At 65.1% G+C, this 15,829-nt stretch carries 11 protein-coding genes; 1 reads left to right on the top strand and 10 read right to left on the bottom strand.

Annotated features, from left to right (window positions below; all coding sequences use genetic code 11):
• Positions 1 to 8: 8 nt before the first annotated feature.
• A complete protein-coding gene (gene tcuB / locus P6U29_RS08545; RefSeq protein ID WP_407117177.1) occupies positions 9 to 1,109 on the bottom strand; it encodes a tricarballylate utilization 4Fe-4S protein TcuB in 1,101 nt (366 codons plus the stop codon).
• Positions 1,096 to 2,487: an FAD-dependent tricarballylate dehydrogenase TcuA gene (gene tcuA / locus P6U29_RS08540; RefSeq protein WP_407117176.1), complete on the bottom strand. Its 1,392-nt coding sequence runs from the start codon at positions 2,485 to 2,487 to the stop codon at positions 1,096 to 1,098. The genes tcuB and tcuA overlap by 14 nt, the downstream gene beginning before the upstream one ends.
• Positions 2,488 to 2,637: 150 nt before the next feature.
• On the opposite strand from tcuA, the gene P6U29_RS08535 reads away from it, so the two are divergent.
• Complete coding sequence (locus tag P6U29_RS08535; protein WP_407117175.1) at positions 2,638 to 3,321, top strand: GntR family transcriptional regulator; 684 nt, start codon at positions 2,638 to 2,640, stop codon at positions 3,319 to 3,321.
• Positions 3,322 to 3,330: 9 nt separating this feature from the next.
• Here P6U29_RS08535 and ybaK read toward each other — a convergent pair whose 3' ends face one another.
• From ybaK to glp, 8 genes are all read right to left on the bottom strand, one after another.
• Entirely contained in the window at positions 3,331 to 3,804 is a 474-nt protein-coding gene (gene ybaK / locus P6U29_RS08530; protein WP_407117174.1) for a Cys-tRNA(Pro) deacylase, read from the bottom strand.
• 152 nt (positions 3,805 to 3,956) lie between these two features.
• Positions 3,957 to 6,725, bottom strand: a complete 2,769-nt coding sequence (gene fdhF, locus P6U29_RS08525; RefSeq protein WP_407117173.1) for a formate dehydrogenase subunit alpha — start codon at positions 6,723 to 6,725, stop codon at positions 3,957 to 3,959.
• Positions 6,722 to 8,425 carry an NADH-ubiquinone oxidoreductase-F iron-sulfur binding region domain-containing protein gene (locus tag P6U29_RS08520; RefSeq protein WP_407117172.1) on the bottom strand — a complete coding sequence of 568 codons (1,704 nt, stop codon included), beginning with the start codon at positions 8,423 to 8,425 and terminating at the stop codon, positions 6,722 to 6,724. The genes fdhF and P6U29_RS08520 overlap by 4 nt, the downstream gene beginning before the upstream one ends.
• A gap of 298 nt (positions 8,426 to 8,723) precedes the next feature.
• Positions 8,724 to 10,376, bottom strand: coding sequence for an OFA family MFS transporter (locus tag P6U29_RS08515; protein ID WP_407117171.1), 1,653 nt, complete (start codon positions 10,374 to 10,376; stop codon positions 8,724 to 8,726).
• Between the two features lie 340 nt (positions 10,377 to 10,716).
• Positions 10,717 to 12,741, bottom strand: coding sequence for a cache domain-containing protein (locus P6U29_RS08510; RefSeq protein WP_407117170.1), 2,025 nt, complete (start codon positions 12,739 to 12,741; stop codon positions 10,717 to 10,719).
• Complete coding sequence (locus P6U29_RS08505; RefSeq protein ID WP_407117169.1) at positions 12,734 to 14,167, bottom strand: sigma-54-dependent transcriptional regulator; 1,434 nt, start codon at positions 14,165 to 14,167, stop codon at positions 12,734 to 12,736. Before P6U29_RS08505 ends, P6U29_RS08510 begins: the two co-directional genes overlap by 8 nt.
• 125 nt (positions 14,168 to 14,292) lie before the next feature.
• On the bottom strand, positions 14,293 to 14,526 hold the full coding sequence (locus P6U29_RS08500; RefSeq protein WP_407117168.1) for a sulfurtransferase TusA family protein: 234 nt from the start codon (positions 14,524 to 14,526) through the stop codon (positions 14,293 to 14,295).
• Between the two features lie 45 nt (positions 14,527 to 14,571).
• The gene (gene glp / locus P6U29_RS08495) at positions 14,572 to 15,828 is read right to left on the bottom strand and encodes a gephyrin-like molybdotransferase Glp (RefSeq protein ID WP_407117167.1); all 1,257 of its coding nucleotides are present in this window, start codon (positions 15,826 to 15,828) and stop codon (positions 14,572 to 14,574) included.
• Between the last annotated feature and the right edge of the window lies 1 nt (position 15,829).

The raw sequence follows: 15,829 nt of genomic DNA, 5'->3' as shown, positions 1-15,829 counted from the left end.
GTTCGCCGTCACGCCGCCGTTCGCCGCTCCTGCGCGTAACGTACCAGCGCGGCGAAGCGATAAATGCCATGCACGAACTTGCCGTAGGGCATGGTGATGAACAGCGCGAACACCGCACCGAGATGGAGCGCGAGCAGCGGTCCCATCGCCGAGGTCTCACGCAGGACCAGAAGCAGCATGCCGGTGAGGCCGGTCAGGAACAGCATGGCGATGAAGCCGACGTCCATGCCGTAACGGCTCTCGTCGAGCAACGCCGGATCGCGTTGCATCCTGGCCGCGAACAGGCCGATCGGCCCGATGATCAGACCGATGCCGCCGAGCGTGCCGAGCACGACCGGCAGATCCCACCACGGATACGGCGCCTCGCGCCCGAGCAGATAGTGATAGAGCGTCGCCACCGAGGTCGCGGCAAAGCAGAGCAGGAAGCCGTAGAAGGTCAGGTGATGATAGAGCTTGCGCCGGTCCGTCGGCCGATCGTCCTCGTTGTAGCAGCCGACGCCGCCGCCATGGAGATAGCGCAGCTCGCCGGCATCGCGGATCGCCTGGAACATCGAGCCGCCATCGGCGCGGCCGCCGATCGGCGCCCCGATGTCGCGCCAGAACGCACGCACGCTCATGACGAGGGCCAGGATGGCGTAGAGCAAGGCGGCGCTGAACAGCGCGGCCATCGCGTTGTGCGGCATCAGCTTGTAGAACGCACCCGGACCGGTATGAACGCCGAACAGCACATCGCGGTCATTGAGAGCAGCGAATCCGAGGATGAAGGCCGCCATGCTGAGCGCGGCGACGATGCTGATGAGGAGGCCGTTGCGCGCGAAGGCGCCTGACAGCGCACGCGGCCAGGCATAGACCGCATAGGATTCCGCGCGTGCGGCCGCAAGCGTCTTGGGAACGTTGACGTTGAACTCGTGCGGCGGCGAGAACTGGCAGTCGACGTAGCAGGCGCCGCAGGCATGGCAGAGATTGGCGAGATAGTTGAGATCGCCGTCGGAGAAGGCGCGGCGCATCTCCATCGCCGGAAACACCGCGCACAGGCCCTCGCAATAGCGGCAGGAATTGCAGACCGTCATGAGACGGTCGGCCTCGTCTAATATCCTAGTTCCGTGCATGTTTCGCCGCTTCCCGTCCCGCGATCCGACCGAACACGCTGCCGATGGTCATACCCATGCCGGCCGCATAGCCCTTGCCGAGCACATTGCCGGCCATGATCTCGCCGGCGGCGAACATGTTGCCTGATGGCTTGCCGCCCTTCATCAGCATCCGCGCCTCCTTGTTCACTCGCGTGCCGAGATAAGTGAAGGTGATGCCGGGCCGCACCGGATAGGCGAGATAGGGCGGCGTCTCGATCCGCCGTGCCCAGTGGGTCTTCGGCGGCGTGATGCCTTCGGTACGGCAGTCGTCCAGGACGGTGTGGTCAAAGGTGCCGAGCCGCACCGCGGCGTTGAATTCAGTGATGGTCTTCTCCAGCGCGGCCGGATCGAGCCCGAGCTTGCCGGCGAGTTCCGCGATCGTCTGCCCCGCGATCGGCGGGAAGAGCGTCGGCATGAAGCTCGTCACGACGGTGGAATCGAAGATGATGTAGGCGATCTGATCGGGCTGCGCCGCGACCAGCCGCCCCCAGATCGCATAGCGCTTCGGCCAGATGTCCTCGCCTTCGTCATAGAAGCGCTGGGCGTGCTTGTTGACGACGATGCCGAACACGACCGAGTCATGCCGCGTGATGATGCCGCCGTCGAATTTCGGCGCGCGCGCGTCGATCGCGACCGCGTGGCACTGGGTGGGATCGCCGACCTCCTGCACGTCTTTGTCGAGTAGCATCTTCAGGATGGAGCCGCGGTTATAGGGCGTGCCGCGTATCAGGAAATTGTCGGCAGCTTCGCCCCAATACTGCTTCAACCACTCGATGTTGGCCTCGAAGCCGCCGGCCGCCGCGACCAGCGAGGTCGCGCGGATCTCGGTCTCGCCGTTGACCGGCCGCTTGAGGCGCGCGGCGAGGAACATGCCGTCCTCGATCACGAGGTCGGTGACCTCGGCGTCGTATTCGACCTCGACGCCGAGCCGCTCGGCGGTCAGATACAGCGCATTCAGCATCGCTCGCCCCCCGCCGAGGAAGAAGGAGTTGGTGCGGCCAAGACTCAGCGTGCCGCCGAGCGAGGGCTGCCAGCGCACGCCCTGCTCCACGATCCAGTTCAGGATGTCCTTGGACTCCCTGATCATGTGCCGGGCCAGCACCTCGTCGGTCTGTCCGCCGGTGACGCGCAGCAGATCCTCCCAGAATTCCTCTTCGGTATAGGGGCCGGTCAGGATTTCGGTCGCCGCATCATGGGCGCAGCGCATGTTGCGGGTGTGGCGGGTGTTGCCGCCGCGGTAGAACTTTGGCGCGCCTTCGAGCACGAGGACGGAGGCACCGCCTCGCCCTGCGCTGATCGCCGCACACAGTGCCGCGTTGCCGCCTCCGATCACCAGCACGTCGTATTTGCTGCCCATGCCGTCTGCCCGATGCGACGAAGTTGGAGACATTCTGCCAGCAGGCGGACTCGATCGCGCCGATCCGCCATTGCGCATCTTTGTATACGAAGATATACAGAAAAGACGCAAGCGGCATCTCTGCATGGGCAGGATGCGCATCGAGGGATCATGGCCAGACGCGCGGCAAAGATAGGCGGATCGGTTTCGCGCGGCGCCGGCCTGGCGCTGGGCGAAGCCGTGTTCCGCTCGCTGTGCGAGGCGCTGCAGGCCGGCAGCTACCGGGCCGGCGATCGCCTGCGCGAGGAGGAAGTGGCGCAGCGGCTGAAGGTCAGCCGCACGCCGGTGCGGGAAGCGCTGGGCCGACTCGCGGCGCGCGGTTTCGTCGAGCCCGCCGGCGGCCGCGGGCTGATCGTCCGCAATCTCGACATCTCCGAAGTGCTCGAGCTCTACGCCATGCGCGAGATCATGGAAGGCGCCGCCGCGCGTCTTGCCGCCGAGCATGCCTCAACGACGGAGATCGATGCACTCCGCGATATCGAGCAGGCCTTTGTCGAGACATCCGCGACCGACGCAGCCGAAATGGCGCGGCTCAACCGCGCCTTCCACGAGGCCATCTGCCGCGCCGCACGCAACCGCTATCTCGACAACGCTTCGCGGGAATTGCAGGACTGGATCGCGCTGCTCGGCCCAACCACCTTCACCGTATCGGACCGCCCCTTGAGCAGCCACGGCGAGCATCAGGCCATCATCGACGCGATCGCCGCGCGCGACGGCGACAGAGCCGAGCAGCTCGCGCGCGCGCACATCCGCGAAGCGCTGCGCTGCCGGCTCAAATTGTTGCAGAAGCAATAGGCGAGGCGCTCACGCCAGCACGTCCGCCACGACCGCCTTCAGCACATCCCTGATGTCACCGGGCTTCAGCCGCACCTGCAAGCCGCGCTGGCCGCCATTGAGATAGACCAGATCATGCGCGAGCGCGCTCTGCTCGATCACGGTGCGCACCGGCTTGCGCTGCCCGAACGGGCTGATGCCGCCGACCTTGAACCCGGTGACGCGTTCGGCCTCAGGCGGCTTCATCATCTGCGCCGACTTGCCGCCCGCCGCCGCCGCGAGCTTCTTCATCGAGACTTCCTGATCGGACGGCACGACGACGCAAACCGGCTTGCCGTCCACCAGCGCCATTAGCGTCTTCAGGACACGCGCCGGGTTCTCACCGAGCGCGGCGGCGGCCTGGAGCCCGATGCTCTCGGCATCGGGATCGTAGTCGTAGGTGTGAACGGTGAAGGCGACACCGGCTGCGTCAAGCGCGCGCGTGGCGGGGGTGACTTTGGACATGCGCCACGTTTATCACCGTCACTGCGAGGAGCGAAGCGACAGCGAGGAGGTGCACGAACGCGCCAAACCCCGGTGTCGCCCCGGCGAAGGCTGGGACGACGCCGATTGTTTGGCAGTCTTGTGCCACCAAAAAGACGGCGAGCCCGCCGCCCCTACTCCGCCGCGTCCCGCATCTCGACGCGCTCCGCCCGTGCCGCGCAGAACTTGAATTCCGGGATCTTGCCGAAGGGATCGAGCGCCGGGTTGGTGAGCAGGTTCGCGGCCGCCTCCGCGTAGCAGAACGGCATGAACACCATGTTCTCGGGCACGTCGCGGTCGGAGCGGACCTTGACTTCGACGGCGCCGCGGCGCGTCTCCAGGCGGATGAAATCGCCCGGCGCGAGCCTCTTCTTGCGCATGTCCTTCGGGCTCATGAAGGCGACCGCCTCCGGCTCGATCTGATCGAGCACCTGGGCGCGGCGCGTCATCGAGCCGGTGTGCCAGTGTTCCAGCACGCGGCCGGTCGACAGCACCATCGGATATTCGTCGTCCGGAATCTCGTCCGGCGGGATGACCTTGGCCGGCACGATCTTGCCGCGGCCGCTCGCAGTCGGGAAGCCCGTGGTGAAGATGATCTCGTTGCCGGGCTTGTTCGGATCATCGACGGGATAGGTGACCGCGCCTTCGCGCACCAGTCGCTCCCAGGTGATGTTCTTCAGCGACGGCATCAGCTCTGCCATCTCGGTGAAGACGTCGCCGGGGCCGGAGTAATTCCACGGCAGGCCCATGCGCTTGCCGATCTCCTGGATGATCCAGAGATCCTGCCGCGCATCGCCCGGCGGCTTGATCACCTGGCGCGCGAGCTGCACGCGGCGGTCGGTGTTGGTGAAGGAGCCGTCCTTCTCGGCAAACGCCGAGGCCGGCAGGATGACGTCGGCGTGGAAGGCGGTCTCGGTAACGAAGAGATCCTGCACCACGAGATGATCGAGCATGGCGAGCGCTTCGCGGGCGTGCTGGAGATCGGGATCGGACATCGCGGGATTCTCGCCCTCGATATACATGCCCTTGATCTCGCCGGCGTGGATCGCGTTCATGATCTCGACCACGGTCAGGCCGCGGACAGGATCGAGATCCTGCTGCCAGAGCTTCTCGAAGGCGCCGCGCATGTCGTCGCGGCCGACCGGCTGGTAATCCGGCAGGAACATCGGGATCAGGCCGGCGTCGGAGGCACCCTGCACGTTGTTCTGGCCGCGCAGCGGATGCAGGCCGGTGCCGGGACGGCCGACCTGGCCGGTGATCAGCGCAAGCGCGATCAGGCAGCGCGCATTATCGGTGCCATGGACGTGCTGGCTGATGCCCATGCCCCAGAAGATGATCGACGATTTTGCCCGTGCATAGGTGCGCGCGACCTCGCGCAGCGTCTGCGCCGGGATGCCGCAGATCGGCTCCATCTTCTCCGGCGTGAACTCCTTGATCTTCTCCTTGAGGTCCTCAAACCCCTCGGTGTAGCCGGCGATGTACTGATCGTCGGTGAGGCCCTCGGTGATGATCGTGTTGATCATCGCGTTCAGCATCGCGACGTCGGAACCGGGCTTGAACTGCAGATGCTTGGTCGCATGGCGCGACAGCGCCTGCCGGCGCGGATCCATCACGAACAGTTTTGCGCCGTTCTGCTTCACCGCGTTCTTGATGAAGGTCGCGGCGACCGGGTGGTTCACGGTCGGATTGGCGCCGATCACGACGATGACTTCCGCATCCATGGCCGCCGAGAACGGCGCGGACACCGCGCCCGAGCTCAGGCCTTCGAACAGCGCCGCCACCGACGAGGCGTGGCACAGGCGGGTGCAGTGGTCGACATTGTTCGAACCAAAGCCGGTGCGGACCAGCTTCTGGAACAGATAGGCCTCTTCGTTCGAGCCCTTGGCCGAACCGAAGCCGGCGAGCGCCTTGACGCCGTTCTCGTCGCGGATCTTGACGAGACCCTTGGCGGCGATGTCGAGCGCCTCTTCCCAGCTCGCTTCACGGAAATGCGTGAACGGATTGGCCGGATCGACCTGATCGTTGGCGTCCTTCTTCGCATTCGGCAGCCGCACCAGCGGTTTTGTCAGGCGATGCGGATGGTGGATGTAGTCGAAACCGAAGCGGCCCTTGACGCAGAGACGGTTGTGATTAGCCGGGCCGTCGCGGCCCTCGGCGTAAATCACCTTCTCGTCCTTGACCTCGTAGGTCACTTGGCAGCCGACGCCACAGAACGGGCAGAGCGAATCCACCTTCTTGTCCGCGTAAGTCACGCGGGTCTGCTTGTCGTCGAGCATCACGGCCGGCATCAGGGCGCCGGTCGGACAGGCCTGCACGCATTCGCCGCAGGCAACGCAGGTGGATTCGCCCATGGGATCGTCGAAGTCGAACACGATCTTGGCGCCGGCATTGCGATAGGCCATGCCGATGACGTCGTTGACCTGGACCTCGCGGCAGGCGCGCACGCACAGGCCGCACTGGATACACGCATCGAGATTGACGCGCATGGCCGGATGGCTGGCGTCGGTCGCCCAGCGCTCGGCGGCAGGGAAGCGGCTCTCGGTGACGCCGGTGGTCTCGGCCCAGTGCCAGAACTTCGAGTCCGGATCGTGCGAGGTTTCGCGCGCCGGCTGGTCGGCGACCAGCAGCTCCATCACCATCTTCTGTGCAGAGACTGCACGCGCGGATTCCGTCTTCACCTTCATGCCGACAGACGGCGTGCGCTTGCAGGACGCCGCCAGCACGCGCTCGCCCTCGATCTCGACCATGCAGGCGCGGCAATTGCCGTCGGGCCGATAGTCCGGTGCGGGCGAATAGCACAGATGCGGAATGTCCCGGCCCTGACGCTTCGCAACCTGCCAGATCGTTTCGCCAGGATTGGCCTCGACCTGCTTGCCGTCGAGCTCGAACGTAATCTTCGTCATTCGGCCGCTTCCTTGAACTCGTCAGGGAAATATTTGATTACGGAGGACAGCGGATTCGATGCCGCCTGTCCGAGCCCGCAGATCGAGGCATCGCGCATCGCCTGGCTCAATTCTTCGAGCAGGGCACGGTTCCAGACGGGCCTCTGCATCAGCAGCGCCGCCTTCTGGGTTCCGACGCGGCACGGCGTGCACTGGCCGCAGCTCTCATCCTCGAAGAACTTCATCAGATTCAGCGCAGCCGTTCTCACGCTGTCCTTTTGCGAAAGGATCACGATCGCGGCCGAGCCGATGAAGCAGCCGTATTTCTCCAGCGTGCCGAAATCGAGCGGGATGTCGTCCATCGATGCCGGCAAAATGCCGCCGGACGCACCGCCGGGGAGATACGCATAGAACTGATGGCCGTCAGCCATGCCGCCACAATATTCCTCGATCAGCTCACGCACGGTGATGCCCGCCGGCGCCAGCTTCATGCCGGGATTCTTGACGCGCCCCGAGACCGAGAAGCTACGCAGGCCGTGACGCTCGTGGCGGCCATGGCTCTTCCACCAGTCGGCGCCCTTCTCGACGATGTCGCGCACCCACCACAACGTCTCGATGTTGTTGATCAGCGTCGGCAGGCCGAACAGGCCGACCTGGAACGGGTAAGGCGGCTTGTGCCTGGGCAGGCCGCGCTTGCCCTCGATGCTCTCCAGCAGTGAGGATTCCTCGCCGCAGATGTAAGCGCCGGCGCCGCGGCGCATGTGCAGGGTCGGTCCGCCCGGCGGGAGCTTGGCGATCTCGCGTTCGAGGATCTCGCGCGAGGCCGGATATTCGTCGCGCAGATAGATGTAGACATCGGAGGCCTGAACCACATGCGCGCCGATCAGCATGCCTTCGATGAAGCGGTGCGGATCGGTTTCCAGATAGTAGCGATCCTTGAACGTGCCGGGCTCGCCCTCGTCGCCATTGATCGCCATCAGCCGCGGGCCGGGCTCGCCCAGTACGGCGCGCCATTTCCGTCCCGTCGGAAAGCCGGCGCCGCCGAGACCGCGCAGCGACGCATCGTCGAGCGCCTTCAGAAGATCGTCCTTCGGCAGCTCGCCCGAACGAACGCGATTGAGCAGCTTGTAGCCGCCAGCGGCGACATAGGCGTCGTACTCGGTATATTTTGGAAGATGCGCGTGAGTGTCGCGGGCCTTGGCCGTCGCCATCACATTAGCGACGGTGGCGTGATCGACGAAGTTGTGACCGACTTCCGCGGCGGGCGCAGTATCGCAACGGCCGACGCAGGGCGCGCGGACGACGCGGATGCCGGGACCTGATGCGCTCTGCAGATCCTCGAGCAGCTTCTCGCCGCCGAGCATGGCGCAAGTCAGCGAATCGCAGACGCGGATCGTCAGCGGCGGAATGTCGGGCTCACCTTCCTTCACCACGTCGAAATGCGCATAGAAGGTCGCCGTCTCGAACACCTCGGCGAAGGCGAGCTTCATCTCGTCGGCGAGCGCGGCCAGATGCGCAGCCGAGATCTGGTGGTACTTGTCCTGGATCAGGTGCAGATATTCGATCAGCAGATCGCGCCGTCGCGGCCTGTCGCCGAGCAACAGCTCGATCTCGTGCGCAGCGGTCGGATCAACCTGGCGCCCTTTGGGGGTGGCCTTGGCGCGTCGGCGTCCCTCGCCGGGATGCTCGAACGGGCGGACCTTGTGCGCGTCGTGGCTCATCGATTCGTCTCGACCTCGTCCTTTAGAACGGCTTAAGTTCTAACTCCTGGCATGCCAGATGCCAAGAAGATTATCATGTTCTCGGAAGCAGTTAAGCGCAGCCCAAGACAAGCCCTGGATCGCTGCGGGGACACGGCCTTGCGTTCGTCCAACGCGCCACCCGATAGAACGAAGCCTGAATTGGTCGGCAGATCAATAAAGGCTTCCCATGCTGCGATAGCGAAGTCGTATCGAGCTCTTGCTCCGAGGCGACGGCGGGAGCGCGCAAGGTGCGCTCCCGCTCGCGATGAATGTGCGATCAGAAAAACTTGACCGCGCTCTCCAGCGTCTTCCACACACCCCAAGCCAAGGGAACGCCGACGAAGGCCCAGAACAGCGCCGCCTTGGCGTCGAGCCCGCCAAAGCCGATGCCGTAGGAGCCGTGCGGGCCTGCGGCTGCAGCGCTGGCGCTCGCCGCCTGCAGCTTGGCGACATCGGCATCCTTCATGTGCCACTTCGAATCGACCGGCTTGATCAGGTAGTTGCAGATCAGGCCCGCGACCAGCATGGCGCACAGGATGTACATGGTGGTGTTGTAGAGCTGGTCGCGCGGCACGCCAGCGGCAAGCTGGAACTCGCGGATGTAGTTGACCACGACGGGACCGATGATGCCCGCCGTCGACCATGCCGTCAGCAGCCGGCCGTGGATGGCGCCGACGAACTGGGTGCCGAACATGTCGGCGAGATAGGCCGGCACGGTCGCAAAGCCGCCGCCATACATCGACAGGATGATGCCGAAGCCGACCACAAACAGCAGCTTCGAGCCCATCGCCGCGAAGGTCGGCGCCAGCGCATAGAGCGCGATGCCGAGGACGAAGAACGTGTAGTAGGTGTTCTTGCGGCCGATCTTGTCCGACAGCGAGGCCCAGAAGAAGCGGCCGCCGATGTTGAACAACGAGAGCAATCCGGCAAAGCCAGCGGCGATCGCTGCGATCTGGGCCTTCTGCCCGGCATCGAGCGCATTGAAGCCGACGTCCGGCAGGCCGATCAACTTACCGCCGAAGATCTCCTGCAGCATGGGCGAGGCCATGCCGATCACGCCGATGCCGGCGGACACGTTCAGGCACAGCACCCACCAGATCAGCCAGAACTGCGGTGTCTTGTGCGCATCGTTGAGATGCACGTTGTTCTTCGAGATCATCGCGTTGGCCTTGACCGGCGGGGTCCAGCCCTCCGGCTGCCAGCCGGGCGGCGGCAAGCGATAGCGGAATGCGCCGATCATCATGAACACGAAGTAGATGACGCCCATCGCGACGAAGGTCTCCCAGACGCCGACCGAACTCGGGCTCTTGAAGTAGTTCATCAGGAGGTTCGCCAGCGGCGCGCCGATCATGGCGCCGCCGCCGAAGCCCATGATGGCCATGCCGGTCGCCATGCCGCGGCGATCCGGGAACCACTTCACCAGCGTCGACACCGGGGAGATGTAGCCGAGCCCGAGACCGATGCCGCCGATCACGCCCGACCCCAGCCACAGCAGCCAGAGCTGATGGGTGTAGATGCCGATTGCACCGAGGAAGAGGCCGCCGCACCAGCACAGCGCCGAGACGAAGCCCGCCTTGCGCGGCCCCACGCGCTCCAGCCAGCCGCCCCAGACCGCCGCCGCAATACCGAGCAGCACGAAGAACAGCGTGTACATCCAGCCCATGCTGGCGACCTTCCAGTCGCAGCTGGTCGTGAACAGCTCCTGCACCAGCGACATGTCCGGGCAGGCCTTCGGCGCCGTGATGCCGATCGCGCGCGACAGCGGCAGCCAGAACACCGAGAAGCCGTAGGCCATGCCGATGCACAGATGGATGCACAGCGCCGCCGGCGGCACCAGCCAGCGATTGAAGCCGGCCGTCGCGATCGTGCGTTCACGATCGAGAAAGCCGGAAGCACCAACCGGTGCAAGAACGGTATCGGCAGTCGTCATAAGCATTACCTCCCAAGCGCGGCCTTGCCGGCACATCGGTTTGAGACCGGTCCTGCGTGCTTGCAGCCGCGCATGACAGGTCGAACTTCATGCCGAAGCGGAATTGTCTGGTGCGCATCGCCTCATGCGCGCCGAGCAAGCAGCTGATCGCGGGTGATGTCCCTTCGCCTCGCGAGCAGCGTTGCAGTGACGGCTATTGCGCCCTCATCCCCCTCAACACCCTGTCTTGAGATGAGCAACGCGCGTGCCAGAAATAGCATCGTGACAATTCAACGACTTGCCGCAGCGCAATGTGCTGAGTTGGACAGAATGTCCTGAGGCCTTCGGACAAAATGTCCAATCAGGCCGCTTCCGGCAGCCACACCGTGAATATACTCCCGGAACCGACGCGGCTTTCGGCCGTGATCTGTCCGCCCTGGCGCTTGATCAGCGTCTGGCTGATGGAGAGGCCGAGCCCGGTGCCTTGCCGCCGTTTCGTGGTGTAGAAGGGGTCGAATATCTTTTCGATCACCTCAGTGCTTATGCCGATGCCGGTGTCGGCGACCTCGATGGCGACGCCTTGATGGCCGTCGCGTTCGGCATCGAAGGAGCGGAGCGTCAGGGTTCCGCCTTCGGGCATGGCGTGGATCGCGTTGACGATGAGATTGACCAGCACCTGCTGCAGCTCGTTGCGGTTCATCAGCACGAGCCGGTTGGCGCGGTCGTCCCTGACCACGGCGATCTCGGTCTTGTTCAGAAGATGCTGCACCAGCGGCAGACAGTCGGAGATGACGCTTGCCGGCGCATGGCGCTCGACATAGCCGGCATATTCCTCCGGCCTTGCAAACTGCAACAGCTTGGTCACGATCTGGCTGATGCGGTGAATCTGCTCGTCGAGCAGTCGAAACTCGACCTTCGCCTTGTCGGCATCGGCGCCGAACACGCTGCGGATGACGTCGAGATTGCCCTGCATCACCGCGATCGGATTGTTGATCTCGTGCGCAACGCCGGCGGTGATCTCACCGATCGCAGCCAGCTTCTCGGACATGATGAGCTGCTTGGTGGTCGCCTCGAGCTTGAGATTGGCGTGCTCGAGGTCGCGCGTGCGCTCCCGCACGCGGACGTTCAATTCCTCATTCCATTCCCGGAGCTGTCGGTCGCGTTCCTGGATCTGGTCGAGCAGGCTGTCGAGATGAACCGCGACGCGGCCGATCTCGTCACCCAGCACCGGCATCTTGGTGCGCGCGGAGAGATTCCCGCGCTCCACCTCGGTGATCGTCGCCGTGACGCGCTCCAGCGGCATGAAGATGGAGCTCGCCCAGCGCAGGAAGATCGGCACGGTCGCAGCGGTGATCGCAATGAACGCTGCGACGATGATCACCAATGTCTGGTATTTGGCCTCGCTGAACGGCTTCTCCAGAAAGCCGACATAGAGCATGCCGACCCGCTTGCCATAACTGTCGACCAGCGGCTCGTAGGCGGAGATGTACCAGTCATTGACCACGAAAGCGCTGTCGAGCCAGGTTCGCCCCTCGCCCAGCACGGCCGAGCGCACTGCCGCCGACACGCGCGTGCCGAGCGCGCGCCGTCCCTCGAACAGGCGGACGTTGGTCGATATCCGCACGTCGTCCAGGAACAGCGTCGCGGTGCCCTGGCTGCCCTCCGGCAGGCTCGCCGCGCGGTAGACGAGATCGTTGATCGTGTCGATGAATTCGAGATTCTGGTTGAGCAATGTGCCGCCGACCAGCGCAGCGGCACCACCGTCAGGTAGCATCGCCCGACTGGCCGCATGCACGACCATGCCGCGCGTCTCGGTACTGCGGTCGGTCGGCACCGCGTTCGGGGTCGGCACGAGGTCCAATCGCGCGCGTTCAGCCAGCACGGGCGAAATTGCGGCGAGCTCGTCATTGCCGAAAATGTCGACACCCGTCGCAGGGACCTGGCCCGACAGTGCCGACATGATGATCGGCCAGTCACTTCTCGGTCCATGCTGCAGCGGCGGTGATGAAGCCAGGACATCGCCGCGATCGTTGGTCAGATATAGGAAATCGAGACCGATTTCCTTGCGGGTCTCGTCGAGCAGATCCTGCAGGGAGCCGCGGGCATCCGGCGCCAGCACCTCGTGGAAGCGGGCCGACAGGCTGAGCGCCCGGAGCTGGACGCCGGTCTTTTCCAGGATGCGGGCGAGATATTGGTGGGCGATGGTGAGATCGCCGTTGACCTTGGAGATCAGCGTCGCGTCGAATTTCGCGTTCCAGCGATAGATCGCAACGCCGAGCAGGAGCGGCAGGATAACCAGCATCGGCAGCAGCGCGATCGCGAGCAGCCGGAAGCGCACGGAGCGTCCCCGCACGGGCTCGCCGCTGCGGCCGCTAGCATCAGACATCCCACAACGCGCATTTGCGGTCGATGGTCTTGCGCGAGATACCGAGGCGCCGCGCCGCCTCCTCGCGATTGCCATGGACCTCCTTCAGCACGCCGAGAATGTGACGGCGCTCGAGCTCCGCGAGACTGTCGACAGGCGCCGACTGACCTTCGTTGCGGGAACCCGCGAAATCGTCGGGGAAGGCGCCGAGGATCAGCGTGCGCTCTATCAAATTGCGCAGCTCGCGCACGTTGCCCGGCCAATCATAGCTTGCAAGCGCCGCCCGCACCGAGGCGTCGATCGGCACCGGCGGCATGCCGAGCTGAACCGACAGCTTGCTCATGAAGATGGCGGCGAGCTCCTGTACGTCATCGCCGCGATCCTTCAGGAGCGGCAGACGGATCTGCATCACGTTGAGCCGGTAGAACAGATCGGCTCGGAAACGGCCCTTCTCGACCTCCTTCTGAAGCTCGGCATTGGTCGCGAAGATGAAGCGCAGGTCGACCGGAACCTCGCGCTCGGAGCCGACGGGCCGGACGCGACGGTCCTCGAGCACGCGCAGCAGCTTGCTCTGCATCGGCAGCGGCAGCTCCCCGATCTCGTCGAGGAACAGCGTGCCGCCATGCGCATACAGGAACAGGCCCTCGCGCCCCGAATCGGCGCCCGTGAAGGCGCCCTTGATGTGCCCGAACAGCTCGGCCTCGATCATCTCAGGCGGGATCGCCGCGCAATTCACGGGCACGAAGGGCTTGTCGGCGCGTTCGGACAGCGAGTGGATCGAGCGCGCGGCCACTTCCTTGCCGGTGCCGGATTCGCCGGTGAGGAGGACCGAGGTCGGCAGGCGCGCGACGCGCGCGATGGTCTCACGCACGCGCAGCGTCGCCGCCGACTGTCCGATCAGATTGTCGCGCAGAAAGGTGCGGTCGGACGAGGCCCGCAAAGCATAGCGCAGGACATAGTTCTCGCGCTGGAGGCGGACACGGTCGAGGCATCGTGCCACCGCGTTGAGGATCTGGTTGGAGCGGAACGGCTTGAGCACGAAATCGGCCGCACCGGCGCGCAGGGCCTGGATCGCGGTGTCGAGGTCGGCATAGGCGGTGATCAGGATGGCGTCGGCGAAAAAGCCGACGGCGCGCTGCTCGGCGAGCCAATCGACGCCATTCTTGCCGGGCATGATGTTATCGAGAATGACGACGTCGTAGCGGTTGGAATCGAGCTTGCGCGAAGCCTGGTCGGTATCGGCCGCCTCGTCCACCAGCTTGCAGCGCGGCGCCAGCGTGCGCACCAGGAAATTGCGCATGCCCGGCTCGTCGTCGACGATCAGGATGGAGGCCTGCGCCAGCGCGCTGAATTCCGGCCCTGCAGCCGTCTTGCCGACCTTGACGGCAGGCTCGCGGCCCACCGCGGGACTTGCGGCTGCGCTTGCCCTCGATGTTGAGAAAGTCATGCCCGATGTCTTAGGTTTGAGATCGTCCACGGCTTGTCGGCGCCTTTCGCATTGCAGCGAAGCTCCGGCCGTTTCCCCCGCGGGCGCAGCATAGTCAAACGTCACCGCCGCGAATATTCGCCTTTCTACGGGGCGTCGCTCTTTTCGACCAGGAACACGATGCGCGCCTCGCTGCGCTCAGTGATCTCGACCTTGTCGCCGGTCTCGCGAATCAGGTTCGGAATGTCAATCACCGACAACGGATCGGTGCAGTGAACCTCGAGCTGATCGCCCGGCTGCAAAGGTTTGAGCGCCTTGCGCGTCTTCAGAGCAGGCAGCGGGCATTTCAGTCCGGTGAGATCGAGTGTCGTTCTGGCCATGACCGCAACATGGCGGGACGAAGCGGCGGCGTCAACGGAAGGCCCCTAGAGCAGGTCGGCGTAGGACAGGAAGCCCACGTACTGCCCCTGCTCGACGTTAGTGATGTCCTCGCCGAGTTCGACGAGGCCGTCGGTCTCGACCAGCGAGGACAGCAGCCCGGCTCCTTCGCGCGGGAACTTGATCGCCTCGAGCCCGCCGTCCTCCGCGCGGCGCAGCGAGGCGCGTACATATTCGCGCCGGCCGGTCTTCTTCTTGTAAGTGAACGCCGCTCGCAGCGGGATGGGCGTCAGCGGCTCCGGCAGGGCTCCCGCCAGCGCCAACGCCGTCGGTCGCACCACATGGACAAATGTCACGAAGCTCGCGACGGGATTGCCGGGGAGCCCGATCAGCGGCACGCCATCAATGATGCCCATCGCCACGGGACGGCCGGGCTTGATCGCCATCCGCCACAGCACCAGCGAGCCGACGCTCTCGACCGCCGCCTTGACGTGATCCTCCTCCCCGGTCGAGACGCCGCCCGTGGTGAGGATCAGGTCATGGTAACCCGCAACCTGTTTCAGGCCGCTTGCGAGCGAGGTGCGCTCGTCGCGGAGGATGCCGAGATCGCTGACCTCGCAGCCGAGCCGCCGCAGCATCGCCATCAGCATGAAGCGGTTGGAATCGAACAGCTGCGAGGCGGCGCGCGGCTCGCCGGGCGAAGCCAATTCGTCGCCGGTCGAGAACACGGCGACACGGATGCGCCTGACAACGTCGAGCCTTGTCAGGCCGAACGCGGCGGCAAGGGCGACATGCTGCGGCCGCAAGCGCTGGCCGCCGCGGAGCGCGACGTGACCTTGCGGAATGTCCTCACCTGCGGGACGGACATTGGCGCCGGGCTTCAGCCCCGACGGCAACACGATCTTGCCGGACTCATCGATGCGGACGTCCTCCTGCATGAAGACGGTCTCCGCACCCGGCGGCATCGGCGCGCCGGTGAAGATGCGCGCGGTGTGGCCGGGCTTGATTGGCGCTTGCGCAAGGCCGCCGGCCTGGATGCGACCGTCGAGCGGGAACGCCTGCCCGGCGCTTGCCGGAAGGTCGGCGTTGCGCACGGCGTAACCGTCGACCGCGGAGTTGGTGAACGGCGGCAGCGGCAGAGGTGCGGCCACATCGCGCGCCAGCACGCGCCCGTCGGCATCGACGAGCGCCACAGTCTCGAGATCGGTAATCGCGTTGACGCGCGTCGTGATGAGACCGACGGCTTCGTCGACCGACATCATCGGGCCGCCGAAGGCAAAGCAATCGTCCGATAATTGCGCCATG

The sequence above is a fragment of the Bradyrhizobium sp. LMG 9283 genome (assembly GCF_045571415.1).
Taxonomy (GTDB): domain Bacteria; phylum Pseudomonadota; class Alphaproteobacteria; order Rhizobiales; family Xanthobacteraceae; genus Bradyrhizobium.
Note: the sequence above shows the minus strand (reverse complement) of the source record. Positions and strands in the feature narration are given on the sequence as shown.

Excerpts from the sequence above, each read along its gene's own strand:
- P6U29_RS08505 (WP_407117169.1), bottom strand. The coding sequence starts at position 14,167 with ATGACTTTCTCAACATCGAGGGCAAGCGCAGCCGCAAGTCCCGCGGTG.
- P6U29_RS08500 (WP_407117168.1), bottom strand. The coding sequence starts at position 14,526 with ATGGCCAGAACGACACTCGATCTCACCGGACTGAAATGCCCGCTGCCT.
- P6U29_RS08535 (WP_407117175.1), top strand. The coding sequence starts at position 2,638 with ATGGCCAGACGCGCGGCAAAGATAGGCGGATCGGTTTCGCGCGGCGCC.
- ybaK (WP_407117174.1), bottom strand. The coding sequence starts at position 3,804 with ATGTCCAAAGTCACCCCCGCCACGCGCGCGCTTGACGCAGCCGGTGTC.
- P6U29_RS08515 (WP_407117171.1), bottom strand. The coding sequence starts at position 10,376 with ATGACGACTGCCGATACCGTTCTTGCACCGGTTGGTGCTTCCGGCTTT.
- P6U29_RS08520 (WP_407117172.1), bottom strand. The coding sequence starts at position 8,425 with ATGAGCCACGACGCGCACAAGGTCCGCCCGTTCGAGCATCCCGGCGAG.
- fdhF (WP_407117173.1), bottom strand. The coding sequence starts at position 6,725 with ATGACGAAGATTACGTTCGAGCTCGACGGCAAGCAGGTCGAGGCCAAT.
- glp (WP_407117167.1), bottom strand. The coding sequence starts at position 15,828 with ATGGCGCAATTATCGGACGATTGCTTTGCCTTCGGCGGCCCGATGATG.
- P6U29_RS08510 (WP_407117170.1), bottom strand. The coding sequence starts at position 12,741 with ATGTCTGATGCTAGCGGCCGCAGCGGCGAGCCCGTGCGGGGACGCTCC.
- tcuA (WP_407117176.1), bottom strand. The coding sequence starts at position 2,487 with ATGGGCAGCAAATACGACGTGCTGGTGATCGGAGGCGGCAACGCGGCA.
- tcuB (WP_407117177.1), bottom strand. The coding sequence starts at position 1,109 with ATGCACGGAACTAGGATATTAGACGAGGCCGACCGTCTCATGACGGTC.